Source organism: Streptomyces sp. ITFR-16, assembly GCF_031844705.1.
Lineage (GTDB): Bacteria > Actinomycetota > Actinomycetes > Streptomycetales > Streptomycetaceae > Streptomyces.
Genome location: NZ_CP134609.1, coordinates 6,002,035 through 6,015,106 on the forward strand (window position 1 = coordinate 6,002,035; position 13,072 = coordinate 6,015,106).

Genomic DNA, 13,072 nt, shown 5'->3' on the forward strand with positions numbered 1-13,072 from the left:
GCTGAAAAACGCGAGGCTAGCAGGCCGGGGAGTGATACCCGTCACTGGACGTGCCGAGATGTCCGTCTCAGTCACTGAGCAGCAGGAAAAGCAGGCGACACGACCCCGTAATGTGGGACCCGTGACCGTGAACGCCAATACCTCCGTCGCCGGTGGCAACACCTGGCGAGACCTTCCCGCGGCGCAGCAGCCCGAGTACCCCGACTCCGAGGCCCTGCGCGATGTACTCGCGGACCTCGCGTCGTATCCGCCGCTCGTCTTCGCCGGCGAGTGCGACCAGCTGCGTGCCCGCATGGGAGCCGTCGCCAAGGGCGAGGCGTTCCTGCTGCAGGGCGGTGACTGCGCCGAGGCCTTCGACGCCGTGTCGGCCGAGCACATCCGCGCCAAGCTGAAGACGCTGCTCCAGATGAGCGCCGTCCTCACCTACGCGGCCTCCGTGCCCGTCGTCAAGGTGGGCCGGATCGCCGGGCAGTACTCCAAGCCGCGCTCCAAGTCGACCGAGACCCGCGACGGCGTGACCCTGCCGACCTACCGCGGCGACTCGGTGAACGGCTTCGCCTTCACCGAGGAGGCCCGCGTCCCGGACCCCGAGCGGCTGAAGCAGATGTACCACGCATCCGCCTCCACGCTGAACCTGGTCCGTGCCTTCACCACCGGTGGTTACGCCGACCTGCGCCAGGTGCACGCCTGGAACCAGGACTTCGTGAAGTCGTCCCCCTCCGGCCAGCGCTACGAGGCCCTGGCCCGCGAGATCGACAACGCGCTGAACTTCATGAAGGCGTGCGGCACCGACCCGGCGGAGTTCAAGGCCGTCGAGTTCTACTCCTCGCACGAGGGCCTGCTGCTGGACTACGAGTCCGCGCTCACGCGCACCGACTCGCGCACCGGCCGGCTGTACGACACCTCGGGTCACATGGTGTGGATCGGTGAGCGCACCCGCCAGATGGACGGAGCGCACATCGAGTTCGCCTCGAGGATCCGCAACCCCATCGGCATCAAGCTCGGCCCGACGACCACCGTCGACGAGGCCCTCGGCTACGTCGAGCGCCTCGACCCCGACCGCGAGCCGGGCCGGCTGACCTTCATCGTCCGGATGGGCGCCGACAAGGTCCGCGACAAGCTGCCCGAGCTCGTCGAGAAGGTCACCGCCTCCGGTGCCACCGTCGCCTGGGTCACCGACCCGATGCACGGCAACACCTTCGAGGCCGCCTCCGGCCACAAGACCCGTCGCTTCGACGACGTCCTGGACGAGGTCAAGGGCTTCTTCGAGGTGCACAAGAGCCTCGGCACGCACCCGGGCGGCATCCATGTCGAGCTCACCGGCGACGACGTCACCGAGTGCGTCGGCGGCGGCCACGAGATCTTCGTCGACGACCTGCACCAGCGGTACGAGACGGCCTGCGACCCCCGGCTCAACCGCAGCCAGTCGCTGGACCTCGCCTTCCTGGTCGCCGAGATGTACCGGGACCAGTAGGCGTCACGGCAGGTAGCGCACGTACGACGGCGGGGCACGGATCGATGTGATCCGTGCCCCACCGGTCGTTCCGGGGCTTTTACCGGCCTCGCGCGGCGGGTAAGGTTAGGTTAGCCTCACCGATTATCGGGGCGGCGCCCACGATCGATCCCGTCGGGAGGTGAACCGCATGTACGTCTGCTCGTGCTTCGGCGTTACGGAGCAGCAGGTGAAGATGCATGCGGAAGCCGGCGCCTGCACGCCCCGCCAGATCGCCTCCGCCTGCAAGGCGGGCACGGACTGCGGCGGCTGCGTCCGCACCATCCAGGCGATGCTGGGCCGCGGCGCCTGCCCGCGTCGTGACCTGCTCGACCAGAAGCAGACGTCCGGCGGCGACACCGAGCCGGTCGCGCTCCCCGAGGCCGCCTGAGCGTCCCGGCGGTCAGCTGTCGGGCTGCTCGATGAGCTGCGCGATGTACAGCGGCTCCCCGAGCTTCTCCACCAGTTCCAGCTGGGTGTCGAGATAGTCGATGTGGTGCTCCTCGTCCGCGAGGATCGACTCGAAGATGTTCGCCGACGTGATGTCGCCCTTGCCCCGCATCAGCTCGATACCGCGCTTGAGGCGGTCGATCGCCTCCACCTCGACCTGGCGGTCCGCCTGGAACATCTCGGTGACCGTCTGGCCCACGCGGACGTGGAAGAGCCGCTGATAGTTCGGCAGTCCTTCCAGGAAGAGAATCCGGTCGGTCAGGATCTCGGCGTGCTTCATCTCGTCGAAGGACTCGGACCGCGTGTATTTGGCGAGCTTGGTCCAGCCGAAATTGTCCTGCATCTTCGCGTGCAGGAAATACTGATTGATGGCAGTCAATTCGGCGGTCAGCTGTTCGTTCAGGAACTCGAGGACCTCGGGGTCGCCCTGCATCGCAGAGGCTCCTTCCAACCGGTGAACTGGGCAAGATGGCCGCATCCTCGCATCGCGTCCGGTGGCCGTCCAGTAAGTGCACGCTTAGTACGAGTTGCCCTGATCGGCTCTGCCCTGGTCATGACCACCCCTGCCTGTCTGTCACCATGGAGTCATGGGTCAGCCGGAAAGCCGGGAACACCGCGCAGCAGAGCAGTCCGAGCTTCCGCCGGGACAGCGACTGCAGCGCGGCTGGCCGGTTACCCATTACGGGCCGGTGCCGAAGTTCAAGCCCGACCGCTGGGAGTTCCGGGTCTTCGGGGCCACGGCCGACGGCGAGAAGCGCTGCTGGAATCACCAGGATTTCTCGGCGCTGCCGTTCTCGTCGGTCGTCGCCGATCTTCACTGCGTGACCAAATTCAGCATGCTCGGTGCCGAGTGGGGCGGCGTGCTCGCCCGCGATGTCGTGGCGCTCGCACCGCCCGCGCCCCACGTCACCCATGTGATGGTCTGGGCCGAATACGGATTCAGTTCGAATCTCCGGATCGAGGACTTCCTCTCCGACCGGACTCTGTTCGCGACCCACAAGGGCGGCGAACTCCTCACCGCCGAGCACGGCTTTCCGCTCCGGCTCGTCGTCCCGCACCTGTACGCCTGGAAGGGCCCCAAGTGGGTCCGGGGCATCGAGTACATGACCGCCGACCGCCGGGGCTTCTGGGAGGAGCGCGGCTACCACAACATAGGCGACCCCTGGCGGGAGCAGCGCTACTCCTACCAGGAGGAGCCCGGGGACGGCCCCGAGCTCTGACCGGGCCGCTCCGCCCGGTCAGTCCGGCCCGCGCAGCGCCTTCAGCCGGGCCACGTCCGCCGCGTGGCCCTCCTTGCCGCCCGGGGTCTCGATGACCAGCGGCACGCCCTCGGTCGCCGGGTGGGAGAACAGCTCCCGGAACGGCTCCTCGCCGATGTGGCCCGCGCCGATGTTCTCGTGGCGGTCCTTGTGGGCACCGGTGACGTCCTTGGAGTCATTGGCGTGGATCAGCTTCAGCCGGCCCTCACCGACCGTCTCCATCAGCAGGTCCAGCGTCTCCTTCATGCCGCCGGGACCGGCCAGATCGTGCCCCGCGGCGAAGATGTGGCAGGTGTCCAGGCAGATGCCGAGCTTCGGGTGGGCGTCCAGCGCATCGAAGTACGGGCCGAAGTCCCAGGTCCGTGAGCAGAGCGAGAAACCCTGCCCCGCCGTCGACTCCAGCAGCAGGAACGGGTCGTCGTCGTGCGCCAGCTCGTCCAGCAGCGGCCGCATATGGGTGCGCACCTGCGCCAGCGCCTCCTCGCGGGGCCTTCCGTTGGTCGCCGAGCCGGTGTGCACCACGACGCCCAGGGCGCCGATCTCACGGGCCCGGCGCAGGGAGTGGCGCAGCGACGCCACGGACTTTTCCACGGTCTCCGGGGTGTGCGAGCCGAAGTTGATCAGATACGGGGCATGCACATAGGCGGGCATGGACGCGGCGGCGCACCCGGCGCGGAACAGTTCGTCCTGCGCCGCGTTGCCTGCCGGGGTCGCCCAGCCGCGCGGGTTGGCGACGAAGACCTGGACGGCCTCCGCCCCCATCTCCCGGGCGTAGGGCAGCCCCACCTTGGCGAGGCCGCCGGCCACCGGGATATGACCGCCGACTGGGTTGCGCATACGGATCTAGAGCCCCTTGGTCCTGATGGTGATGGTGCTGCCCTCGGGCGCCCGGTCGCCGCCGTCGACGGACTGGCTCGCGACCGTGTCGCTGAACGAGAGGAACGGGCGGTCGACCTTGACCTCGAAGCCCGCGTCCTCCAACTCGCTGCGGGCGTCGTCGACGTCCTTGCCGGTCACGTCCGGTACGTCGATCATGCGCGGGCCCTTGGAGACCGTCAGCGTGACGGTGTCGCCCCTGGCGGCCTCGGTGCCCTCGCCCGGCGACTGGCGGGCGACGTCGCCCGCGTCCTCCGGGGAGTTGACCCGGCCGGGCGCCACCTCGGTCTTCAGGCCCTCTTCCTTCAGCGCGTCCGTGGCGTCCTCGACGGAGAGACCGGTGACGTCCGGGACGTCGACGGGGGCGCCCTTGGAGACCACGAGCGCGACCGCGGAGTCCGGGTGCCGCTCCGTCCCCCGCTCGGGATCCGTACGCACCACTTCGCCCGCCGCCACGTCCTCGCTGAACTCCCTGGTCACCATGCCGGGCTGCAGGCCGGCCTTCACCAGCTCGCGCCGGGCGTCGCCCAGTCTGAGGCCCTCGACGTCGGGCACCTTCACGATCTCGGGCCCGCGCGAGACGATGAGCGAGACCGAGCCGTTGCCCCGGATGCGGTCGCCCGACTTGGGGTTGCTGCCCACCACCTTGCCCCGGTCCACGGTGTCGCTGTAGACGCGCTCGACGCCCTTCAGGTCCAGCCCGGCGTCCGAGAGCCGCTTCTTCGCGGCCTTCTCGCTCTGGCCCAGCAGCGCGGGGACCTGGGTGAACTGTCCGGAGTTGATGTACCAGACGCCCCCGCCGACGCCCAGCACCAGCAGCACGGCCAGGACCGCCGCCAGGATGCCGCGCCGGGGACCGCCGCGGAGCCCGCCGCCACGGGCGGGCGGCGGCAGCTGTGCGGGCGGCGGGGGCATCTCCAGCCGGTTGGTGTGGTGGGCGGTGCCCAGATCGGCAGGCAGCACCCGGGGGATGACCGTGGTGTGGTCGTCCTCCCGGACGTCCTCCCCGGCGTCCTGCGGCTCCTCGGCCGCGTCGCGCACCTCGGGGAGAGCCTGCGGCGGTACGGCGTCGAGCTGGGCGTCGGTGAGGCCCGCGCGGGCCCGGCGCGTCTCGGCGAGCAGCGCCACCGCGTCGAACGGACGGATCTCGGGGTTGCGGGCGGTCGCGCTCGCGACCAGGTCGTCGAGCTCGACCGCGAGCCCCGGGACCACGGCCGACGGAGGCGGTACGTCCTCGTTGAGGTGCTGGTAGATGACCTGGGCGGGGGAGTCCCCGTCGCGCGGCTTGTCGCCCGTCAGCATCTCGTACAGCACGACGCCGCAGGCGTAGACGTCCGCCCGGGTGTCCGCCGTGCCGTGCTCGATCTGCTCGGGGGCGAGATACGAGACCGTGCCCAGGATGGTCCCCGTGGTGTTCGTCACCGAGTCCACGGCCCGGACCAGGCCGAAGTCGGCGACCTTGACCCGGCCGTCGTCCCCGATCAGCACGTTCTCCGGCTTCATGTCGCGGTGCACGAAGCCTGCCCGGTGCGCGGCACCGAGCGCGGCGAGCACCGGCTCCAGGATGTCCAGCGCGGCCCGCGGCCGCAGGGCGCCGCGCTCCGCCAGCACGTCGCGCAGCGTGCACCCCGCGACGTACTCCATCGCCAGGTAGACGTACTGACCCTGGGCGCCCTGGTCGAAGACCGCGACCACGTTGGGGTGCGCGAGCAGCGCCACCGACTTGGCCTCACGGATGAAGCGCTCGACGAACGTGGCGTCGGTCGCGAGCGCCGGATGCATCACCTTGAGGGCGAGCACCCGGTCGAGCCGGGTGTCCATGGCCCGGTAGACCGTGGCCATGCCGCCCACGGCGATGCGGGCATCGACGCGGTAGCGGCCGTCGAGCAGCTGCCCGACGAGAGGGTCCTGGAGGGTCGTATCCACCATGCGAGTCTACGAGCCGCCACGGACACCCCCGACGCTCCGGGGCGAACCCGGGGCAGTACTGAAGCCGAGCCGTGACAGGGACATGAGATCCGCCACCGCGGAACCCCGGGTTCAGAACGCCGGGCGCTCCGGATCCAGCGCCGCACGCCCCGCCACCGGCGACGACGCCTCGGCGAAGTGGCGCCGGGGGATGCGCCCGGCGCGGTACGCGAGCCGCCCGCCCTCCACCGCGTGCCGCATCGCGGAAGCCATCAGCTCGGGCTCCTGGGCCCGGGTCACCGCCGAGGCGAGCATCACAGCCGCGCACCCCAGCTCCATGGCGAACGCCGCGTCCGACGCCGTCCCCGCGCCCGCGTCCAGGATCACCGGGACCCCCGCCTGCTCGGTGATCAGCTGGAAGTTGTGCGGGTTGCGGATGCCCAGGCCCGAGCCGATCGGCGAGCCGAGCGGCATGATCGCGGCGCACCCCACGTCCTCCAGCTTCCGGGCCAGCACCGGGTCGTCGTTGGTGTACGGCAGCACGGTGAAACCGTCGTCCACCAGGATCTCGGCGGCGTCCAGCAGCTCGACCGGGTCGGGCAGCAGGGTGCGTTCGTCGGCCACCACCTCCAGCTTGACCCAGTCGGTGCCGAGGGCCTCGCGGGCCAGCCGGGCGGTGAGCACGGCCTCGCCCGCCGTGAAGCAGCCCGCCGTGTTCGGCAGCACCCGGATGGAGAGCTTCTCCAGCACGGAGAGCACGGAGCCCTGCACGGTCGGGTCCAGGCGGCGCATGGCGACCGTGGTCAGCTCGGTGCCGGACGCGGTCAGGGAGCGCTCCAGCACCTCAAGGCTGGGCGCCCCGCCCGTGCCCATGATCAGCCGGGAGCCGAGGACGGTGCCGCCGAGGGTGAAGAGGTCGTCGGACACGGTCAGCCTCCCTGGACCGCGGTCAGGACCTCGACCCGGTCGCCGTCGGTGAGCGCCGCCGCGGGCCACTGGCCGCGCGGCACCACGGTCTCGTTGAGCGCGGCCGCGACACCCGAGGGCGCGGCCGTCAGCGTCGCGACGAGGGCCGCCAGGGTGGTGCCCGGGGCGACGGCGACCGCCTCGCCGTTCACGGACACGGTGAGCGGGACGGACTCGGTCATGCGGGCTGCTCCTGACGTGCGGGGGCGGCGGGTGCGAACCGTCCGGGGGAGAAGGGGCGGGCCACCTCGGGCAGCTCGCCGCCGGCCAGCAGCTGCCCCATGGCGTCACCCGTGACGGGCGTGAGCAGCACCCCGTTGCGGTGGTGGCCGGTGGCGAGATGGAGGCCGGGCAGGGCGGTCCGGCCGAGCAGCGGGGCGTTGTCGGGGGAGGCGGGGCGCAGGCCGGCCAGGGTCTCGGTGAGCGGCAGCTCGGTGATGCCGGGCACCAGCTCGTGCGCGTCGCGCAGCAGCTCGTACACCCCGCCCGCCGTGACCGTGGTGTCCCAGCCCATCTCCTCGCTGGTCGCGCCGACGACCAGCTCGCCGTTCTCGCGCGGCACGAGATAGACGTGGCTGCCCCGGACCACGGCGCGCACGGTGCGCGAGAGGAAGGGGGCGTACGCGGGGGGCACGGTCAGGCGCAGCACCTGGCCCTTCACCGGGCGCACGGGCGGCAGGACCTGCGGGGGCACCCCGGCCAGCCGGCCGCTGAGACTGCCCGCGGCGAGCACGACCTGGTCGGCCGCCACCTCCGTGCCGTCGTCCAGGACGGCCCCGACGGCCCGGTCGCGCACCACCGAGAGCCGCTCGGCCCTTCGGCGGTGGAAGACGACCCCGGCCCGCTCGCACGCCGTGAGCAGCGCGGCGGCCAGCCGGCGCGGATCGACCTGGTGGTCGCCGTCGGCCCGCAGCCCGCCCCGCACCCCCGGCGCGAGCATCGGCTCCAGCCGGCGGCACTCCCGGCCGGTCAGCCACTGCGAGTCCAGCCCCGAGCGCCGCTGGAGCTCGTGCAGCTCGCGCAGATGGGCGCGGTCGTCGGCGTCCAGTGCGACGGCCAGGGTGCCGCAGGCGCGGAAGCCGATGTCCTGTCCGCCGGCCGCCTCCAGCTCGGCGGTGAACGACGGATAGCGGGCGGCGGAGGCGAGGTTGAGCCTCAGCAGGGTGTCCTCGCCGTAGTGGAGTTCGGTGACGGCGGCCAGCATGCCGGCCGCGACCCGGGCGGCGCCGCCGCCCGGACCGGGGTCCACGACCGCGGTCGGCAGTCCGCGCTGCGCGGCCCGCCAGGCGGTCACCAGGCCGATGATGCCGCCCCCGATGACGAGGACGTCGGACCCTTCGGTGCGATGGGTGCGCATGGGCGTCCAGCCCCTCCCTTCGCCGGCATGACCCGGATCAGGTTCGTACGGTCGGAGGCCGTCCAGCCTCCCTCTCAGCCCGGTGCGTCCGGGCTCCCGCGAGTGTCTTACCGTGGCCACCCTAAACCCCGCTCCCGGGACCCGGTAAGGAGGGCGGGGGTGCGGGCGGGACCGGCGGCCCCCTGTCCTGACGGTCTGTCACGTGGTTAAGGTGGACGGGTGAGCGAGCAGCAGCGGGCAGAGAGGCCGGGGCGGCGGGTCGTCGTCGCCGGCGCGGGCATGGCCGGGGTGCAGACCGCCGTGGCCCTGCGCGAACAGGGCTTCACGGGCGCCGTCACCCTCATCGGCGCCGAGCCCCACCAGCCCTACGACCGGCCCCCGCTGTCCAAGGCGGTCCTGCTCGGCAAGGCCGAGGAATCCGCCTTCGACATCGACTTCGAGGGCCTGGACATCGAACTGCGCCTGGGCTGCGAGGTCACCGGCGTGCGCGCCGCCGCGCACGAACTGGACACCTCCGCGGGCCCCGTGCCCTACGACGTCCTGGTCATCGCCACCGGCGCCGAACCGGTCGTCCTGCCCGGCTCCGAGGGCGTGCCCGGCGTCCATCTGCTGCGCACCCTCGACGACGCGGCGCGGCTGCGCCCCGTCCTCGCGGCGGGGCACGACGTGGTGGTCGTGGGCGCGGGCTGGATCGGCGCCGAGTTCGCCACCGCGGCCCGCGCCGCCGGCTGTGCGGTCACCGTCGTCGAGGCCGCCGGCCGGCCCCTGGCGGGTGCCCTGCCCGCCGAGGTCGCCGCCCCGATGGCCGCCTGGTACGCACAGAGCGGCGCCGAACTCCTCACCGGGGCCCGGGTCGCCCGCGTCGAACCCGGCGCGGTGGTCCTGGCGGACGGGCGCACCCTCGCCGCCGACGCGGTCGTCGTCGGGATCGGCGCCCGGCCCGCCACCGGCTGGCTGGCCGGCTCGGGCGTCGCGCTCGGCCCCGACGGATCGGTCACCGCCGACACGGCCCTGCGCACCTCGCTGCCCGATGTGTACGCCGTCGGCGACTGCGCCTCCTTCCCCTCCGCCCGCTACGGCACCCGGCTGCTCGTCCACCACTGGGACAACGCGCTCCAGGGGCCGAGGACCGCCGCCGCGCACATCGCCGCGGCCGCCGGCGAGGGCGCCGCCGAACCGCCCGCCTACGACCCCGTGCCCTACTTCTGGTCCGAGCAGTTCGGCCGGTTCGTGCAGTACGCCGGCCATCACGCGGACGCGGACACGCTGCTGTGGCGCGGCGACCCGGCGGACCCCGCCTGGTCCGTGTGCTGGCTGCGCGACGGCGTCCTGGCCGCCGTCCTGGCCGTGAGCCGGCCGCGCGATCTGGCCCAGGGGCGCAGGCTCGTCGAGGCGGGGGCGCGGCTCGATCCGCTGCGGGCCGCCGACCCCTCCGTACCGCTGAAGTCGGCGGTCCTCCCGTAGCCGCGAGGACCTGAAGGGCTGAGTCCGGGTGTCGGCTGTCGGTCCGGGATGGCAGGCTTGTCCCGTGACCGAGATTGACGCAAAGATCGATGCTCTCGTCCCTGCCTGGCTCCACCTTCCCGACATCGCGGAAATGCTCGATGTCGAGGTGACGCGTGTGCGGCAGCTGGTGAAGGAGGGCCAGCTCATCGCCGTACGACGTGGTGAGAACCGGGCGCTCCAGGTGCCTGCCGCCTTCATCGACGGCAGCAAGGTGGTCAAGGGCCTCTCCGGGACCCTGACGCTCCTGAGGGACGACGGCTACTCCGACGAAGAGATGCTGGAATGGCTCTTCACGCCCGACCCGACCCTGCCGGGCACGCCCGCGCAGGCGCTGAGTGAGAATCGCGGCACGGAGGTGAAGCGCCGCGCCCAGGCGCTCGCCGTCTGACCGAAAGCCGTACGGGGGAGCGGGCCGCGTCCCACGCGGCCCGCTCCCCGCGCCGCACCACGCCATCGCCTTGTCCCGGGGGGAACCGCACCATGTCCACGCCTCGCTCGCAGCTGTCCGACGCCCGGCTCTATCTGTGCACGGACGCGCGCAGGCGCCAGGGCGACCTGCCCGAGTTCCTCGACGCGGTGCTCTCCGGCGGGGTGGACATCGTCCAGCTGCGCGACAAGGGCATGGAGGCCGCCGAGGAGCTGGAGCACCTCGCGGTCTTCGCGGACGCCTGCAAGCGCCACGGCAAGCTCCTCGCGGTCAACGACCGGGCCGACGTCGCCCACGCCATCGGCAGCGACGTGCTGCACCTGGGCCAGGGCGACCTGCCGGTGCCGGCCGCCCGCGCGATCATCGGCCGGGACGTGGTCGTCGGCCGCTCCACGCACGCCCGGGCCGAGGTGGACGCGGCCGTCGCCGAGCCCGGCGTGGACTACTTCTGCACCGGCCCCTGCTGGCCCACCCCCACCAAGCCCGGCCGGCACGCCCCCGGCCTGGACCTCGTCCGCTACGCCGCCTCGCTCGCCCCCGCGCGCCCCTGGTTCGCCATCGGCGGGATCGACGCGGGCAATCTGGACCAGGTGCTGGACGCCGGGGCGCGCCGCGTCGTCGTGGTCCGCGCCGTCACGGAGGCGTCCGATCCGGCCGCCGCCGCCGCTGAGCTGGCACGAAGGGTCCGCGAGCGCGCCGGCGCGTGAGCGGCGCGGGCGCGTCCCGCAGCGCGCGCCGAGGGCGTGTTTGGGACAGAAGTGTCCGAGGCGTGGACAAAGTAACGGTCAATCCAGGCAAATCACCCCGGTTCGGCGGGGATGGGGCGTCCTCCTGGTTAACCTGCCGGTATGGCCCTTGGCACACCTTCCACCAGGACAGATCACGCGCGCACCGTGCGTGAGATGCTCGCGACCGGCAAGACCTCGTACTCGTTCGAGTTCTGGGCGCCCAAGACCGAAAAGGGCGAACGGAACCTCTGGAACGCGCTGCGCCGGGTCGAGGCGGTCCGGCCGAGCTTCGTCTCCGTGACCTACGGGGCCGGTGGTTCCACCCGGTCCGGGACGGTGAAGGCCACCCAGGACATCGCCGCCGAGTCCACCCTCACCCCGGTCGCGCACCTCACGGCGGTCAACCACTCCGTCGCCGAACTGCGCAACATGGTCGGGCAGTACGCGGACGCCGGCATCCGGAACATCCTCGCCGTGCGCGGCGACCCGCCGGGCGACCCGATGGGCCCGTGGGTCGAGCACCCGGAAGGAGTGCGGTACGCGGCCGATCTCGTCCGGCTGATCAAGGAGGCCGGGGATTTCTGCGTCGGCGTCGCGGCCTTTCCCGAGCGGCACCCCCGCTCCACCGACTGGGACACCGACATCCGGCATTTCGTGGACAAGTGCCGCGCCGGTGCGGACTATGCGATCACGCAGATGTTCTTCACGCCCGGGGATTATCTGCGGATGCGTGACCGGGTGGTCGCTGCGGGTTGCGAAACGCCGATCATTCCGGAAGTCATGCCGCTCACGAGCGTCCGGCAATTGGAGCGGTTCGCGCAGCTCAGCAACGCGACCGTGCCCGCCGAGCTGAAAGAACGCATCCTCGCCGCCAAGGACGATCCCGCCGCTGTACGCTCCATTGGCATCGACTTCGCAACGCGGTTCTGCGCGGAGCTGCTTTCCGAGGGTGTGCCCGGACTGCACTTCATCACGTTGAACAACTCGACTGCGACGCTCGAGATCTACGAGAATCTCGGACTGCACAAGCAGTCGTGACCGGCCGTACCCGCCACGATCCGGGGCGGTGGCCGTAGAAGGGGGCGGGCATGGGCTGGACGGTCCTCTACATCGCGTTCGGCATCGTTGCGCTGTGGCTGCTCGGTGAGGTGCTGCTCCAGTACAAGGCGCGGCTGCGCTGGCGCCTGCTCGCCTTCACCGGCTTCCTCGGTGTCGTCCTCGGCGTCCTGATGCCGTCCGTGCCCGTCATCGCCCTCGGCGCGGTCGCCTTCGCGACCGGTCAGACCTACGTCACGCTCTCGTTCCGCCGGGGCTTCTCGACCGGCTGGGCCATAGGGGGCAGCCCCGGCGCGAGCCGCCGGCGGCGCGGGGGCGGCGAGCGCGAGCCCGCGCTGCGGGTCTCGGACCTGGAGATGGAGTCCGGCACCGACGCACCGCCCGCCCCCGGCTCCGCCCCGCGGGACGGGGCCGCCGCGGTCTACGAGCCGGAGCCCCTGCCGGACGACACCGGGCAGTACGGCGTCTACACCGATCCGCTGCCGCGCCGCGAGACCCACCAGGAACCCCAGCAGCCCCAGGGCAGCCCGCAGTACGCCGCGTACGACCCCTACGCCGACTACCCGGGCCATCAGACGCAGGGGCAGGACGCCTACCCCGGCCAGGACACGTACCCCGGGCAGGACACCTACGCGGCCCAGGACGGCTACGCGGGCCAGGACACCTATTCCGGCCAGGGCACCTACGCCGGAGCGGGCCAGTACGACTACGGCACGGACCAGCAGCAGTACGCCGCCTACTCCGACCCGTACATCGGCACCACCGCGGGCACCCCGCAGTACGGCACGTACGACGCCTACGGGAACTACGACAGCCAGGGCGCCGGACAGCAGTACACCGACCCCGCCGACCCCTACGGCGCGCAGTCCCGGACCTACGGCTCCGAGACCCCGCCCGGCGGTGTGTGGGTGCCGCAGCAGCGCGAGGGCGAGCAGTACCCCCCGCCCCCGGAGCAGCCCGCCCAGCCGGCCCCGTACCCGAACGGCTACGACCCCGGCTACAACGACCAGTACCGCTACTGACGCCCGGGGCCGGGCCGCCCGGGCC

The 13,072-nt window shown here is 72.1% G+C and carries 14 protein-coding genes and 1 riboswitch; of the genes, 8 read left to right on the forward strand and 6 right to left on the reverse strand.

Going from position 1 to position 13,072, the window contains the following annotated elements; genetic code table 11:
• Positions 1 to 127 precede the first annotated feature (127 nt).
• The gene (locus RLT58_RS26545) at positions 128 to 1,474 is read left to right on the forward strand and encodes a class II 3-deoxy-7-phosphoheptulonate synthase (protein WP_311314658.1); all 1,347 of its coding nucleotides are present in this window, start codon (positions 128 to 130) and stop codon (positions 1,472 to 1,474) included.
• A 169-nt stretch (positions 1,475 to 1,643) separates the two neighbouring features.
• Entirely contained in the window at positions 1,644 to 1,883 is a 240-nt protein-coding gene (locus RLT58_RS26550; protein WP_311312883.1) for a (2Fe-2S)-binding protein, read from the forward strand.
• 12 nt (positions 1,884 to 1,895) lie between these two features.
• On the opposite strand, the gene bfr is transcribed toward RLT58_RS26550, so the two are convergent.
• On the reverse strand, positions 1,896 to 2,375 hold the full coding sequence (gene bfr, locus RLT58_RS26555; protein WP_311312884.1) for a bacterioferritin: 480 nt from the start codon (positions 2,373 to 2,375) through the stop codon (positions 1,896 to 1,898).
• Between the two features lie 154 nt (positions 2,376 to 2,529).
• Between bfr and RLT58_RS26560 the strand changes: the two genes are divergently transcribed.
• Positions 2,530 to 3,162: a sulfite oxidase-like oxidoreductase gene (locus RLT58_RS26560; protein ID WP_311312885.1), complete on the forward strand. Its 633-nt coding sequence runs from the start codon at positions 2,530 to 2,532 to the stop codon at positions 3,160 to 3,162.
• A gap of 18 nt (positions 3,163 to 3,180) precedes the next feature.
• Here RLT58_RS26560 and RLT58_RS26565 read toward each other — a convergent pair whose 3' ends face one another.
• The 5 genes from RLT58_RS26565 to thiO all read right to left on the reverse strand — a co-directional run bounded on the left by RLT58_RS26565 (position 3,181) and on the right by thiO (position 8,308).
• Complete coding sequence (locus RLT58_RS26565; RefSeq protein WP_311312886.1) at positions 3,181 to 4,038, reverse strand: deoxyribonuclease IV; 858 nt, start codon at positions 4,036 to 4,038, stop codon at positions 3,181 to 3,183.
• A 6-nt stretch (positions 4,039 to 4,044) separates the two neighbouring features.
• On the reverse strand, positions 4,045 to 6,003 hold the full coding sequence (gene pknB / locus RLT58_RS26570; protein WP_311314659.1) for a Stk1 family PASTA domain-containing Ser/Thr kinase: 1,959 nt from the start codon (positions 6,001 to 6,003) through the stop codon (positions 4,045 to 4,047).
• A 114-nt stretch (positions 6,004 to 6,117) separates the two neighbouring features.
• Positions 6,118 to 6,912 (reverse strand): thiazole synthase, encoded by a 795-nt coding sequence (locus tag RLT58_RS26575; RefSeq protein ID WP_311312887.1) that lies wholly within the window; start codon positions 6,910 to 6,912, stop codon positions 6,118 to 6,120.
• Between the two features lie 2 nt (positions 6,913 to 6,914).
• Positions 6,915 to 7,133: a sulfur carrier protein ThiS gene (gene thiS / locus RLT58_RS26580; protein WP_311312888.1), complete on the reverse strand. Its 219-nt coding sequence runs from the start codon at positions 7,131 to 7,133 to the stop codon at positions 6,915 to 6,917.
• A complete protein-coding gene (gene thiO / locus RLT58_RS26585) occupies positions 7,130 to 8,308 on the reverse strand; it encodes a glycine oxidase ThiO (protein ID WP_311312889.1) in 1,179 nt (392 codons plus the stop codon). Before thiO ends, thiS begins: the two co-directional genes overlap by 4 nt.
• Positions 8,306 to 8,418, reverse strand: a riboswitch (TPP riboswitch). (Overlaps the previous gene by 3 nt.)
• A gap of 109 nt (positions 8,419 to 8,527) precedes the next feature.
• Between thiO and RLT58_RS26590 the strand changes: the two genes are divergently transcribed.
• The 5 genes from RLT58_RS26590 to RLT58_RS26610 all read left to right on the forward strand — a co-directional run bounded on the left by RLT58_RS26590 (position 8,528) and on the right by RLT58_RS26610 (position 13,047).
• Positions 8,528 to 9,772 carry an NAD(P)/FAD-dependent oxidoreductase gene (locus RLT58_RS26590; RefSeq protein WP_311312890.1) on the forward strand — a complete coding sequence of 415 codons (1,245 nt, stop codon included), beginning with the start codon at positions 8,528 to 8,530 and terminating at the stop codon, positions 9,770 to 9,772.
• Positions 9,773 to 9,836: 64 nt separating this feature from the next.
• Positions 9,837 to 10,202 (forward strand): Rv2175c family DNA-binding protein, encoded by a 366-nt coding sequence (locus RLT58_RS26595; RefSeq protein WP_311312891.1) that lies wholly within the window; start codon positions 9,837 to 9,839, stop codon positions 10,200 to 10,202.
• Positions 10,203 to 10,294: 92 nt separating this feature from the next.
• A complete protein-coding gene (gene thiE / locus RLT58_RS26600) occupies positions 10,295 to 10,948 on the forward strand; it encodes a thiamine phosphate synthase (protein ID WP_311312892.1) in 654 nt (217 codons plus the stop codon).
• 141 nt (positions 10,949 to 11,089) lie between these two features.
• Positions 11,090 to 12,007: a methylenetetrahydrofolate reductase [NAD(P)H] gene (gene metF / locus RLT58_RS26605; RefSeq protein ID WP_311312893.1), complete on the forward strand. Its 918-nt coding sequence runs from the start codon at positions 11,090 to 11,092 to the stop codon at positions 12,005 to 12,007.
• Positions 12,008 to 12,057: 50 nt separating this feature from the next.
• On the forward strand, positions 12,058 to 13,047 hold the full coding sequence (locus tag RLT58_RS26610) for a hypothetical protein (protein ID WP_311312894.1): 990 nt from the start codon (positions 12,058 to 12,060) through the stop codon (positions 13,045 to 13,047).
• Positions 13,048 to 13,072: the final 25 nt, after the last annotated feature.

What these genes read in the sequence shown, in the direction of transcription:
- RLT58_RS26610 (WP_311312894.1), top strand. Translation starts at nt 12,058, where the DNA reads ATGGGCTGGACGGTCCTCTACATCGCGTTCGGCATCGTTGCGCTGTGG.
- thiS (WP_311312888.1), bottom strand. Translation starts at nt 7,133, where the DNA reads ATGACCGAGTCCGTCCCGCTCACCGTGTCCGTGAACGGCGAGGCGGTC.
- RLT58_RS26550 (WP_311312883.1), top strand. Translation starts at nt 1,644, where the DNA reads ATGTACGTCTGCTCGTGCTTCGGCGTTACGGAGCAGCAGGTGAAGATG.
- RLT58_RS26560 (WP_311312885.1), top strand. Translation starts at nt 2,530, where the DNA reads ATGGGTCAGCCGGAAAGCCGGGAACACCGCGCAGCAGAGCAGTCCGAG.
- metF (WP_311312893.1), top strand. Translation starts at nt 11,090, where the DNA reads ATGGCCCTTGGCACACCTTCCACCAGGACAGATCACGCGCGCACCGTG.
- RLT58_RS26565 (WP_311312886.1), bottom strand. Translation starts at nt 4,038, where the DNA reads ATGCGCAACCCAGTCGGCGGTCATATCCCGGTGGCCGGCGGCCTCGCC.
- thiO (WP_311312889.1), bottom strand. Translation starts at nt 8,308, where the DNA reads ATGCGCACCCATCGCACCGAAGGGTCCGACGTCCTCGTCATCGGGGGC.
- bfr (WP_311312884.1), bottom strand. Translation starts at nt 2,375, where the DNA reads ATGCAGGGCGACCCCGAGGTCCTCGAGTTCCTGAACGAACAGCTGACC.
- thiE (WP_311312892.1), top strand. Translation starts at nt 10,295, where the DNA reads ATGTCCACGCCTCGCTCGCAGCTGTCCGACGCCCGGCTCTATCTGTGC.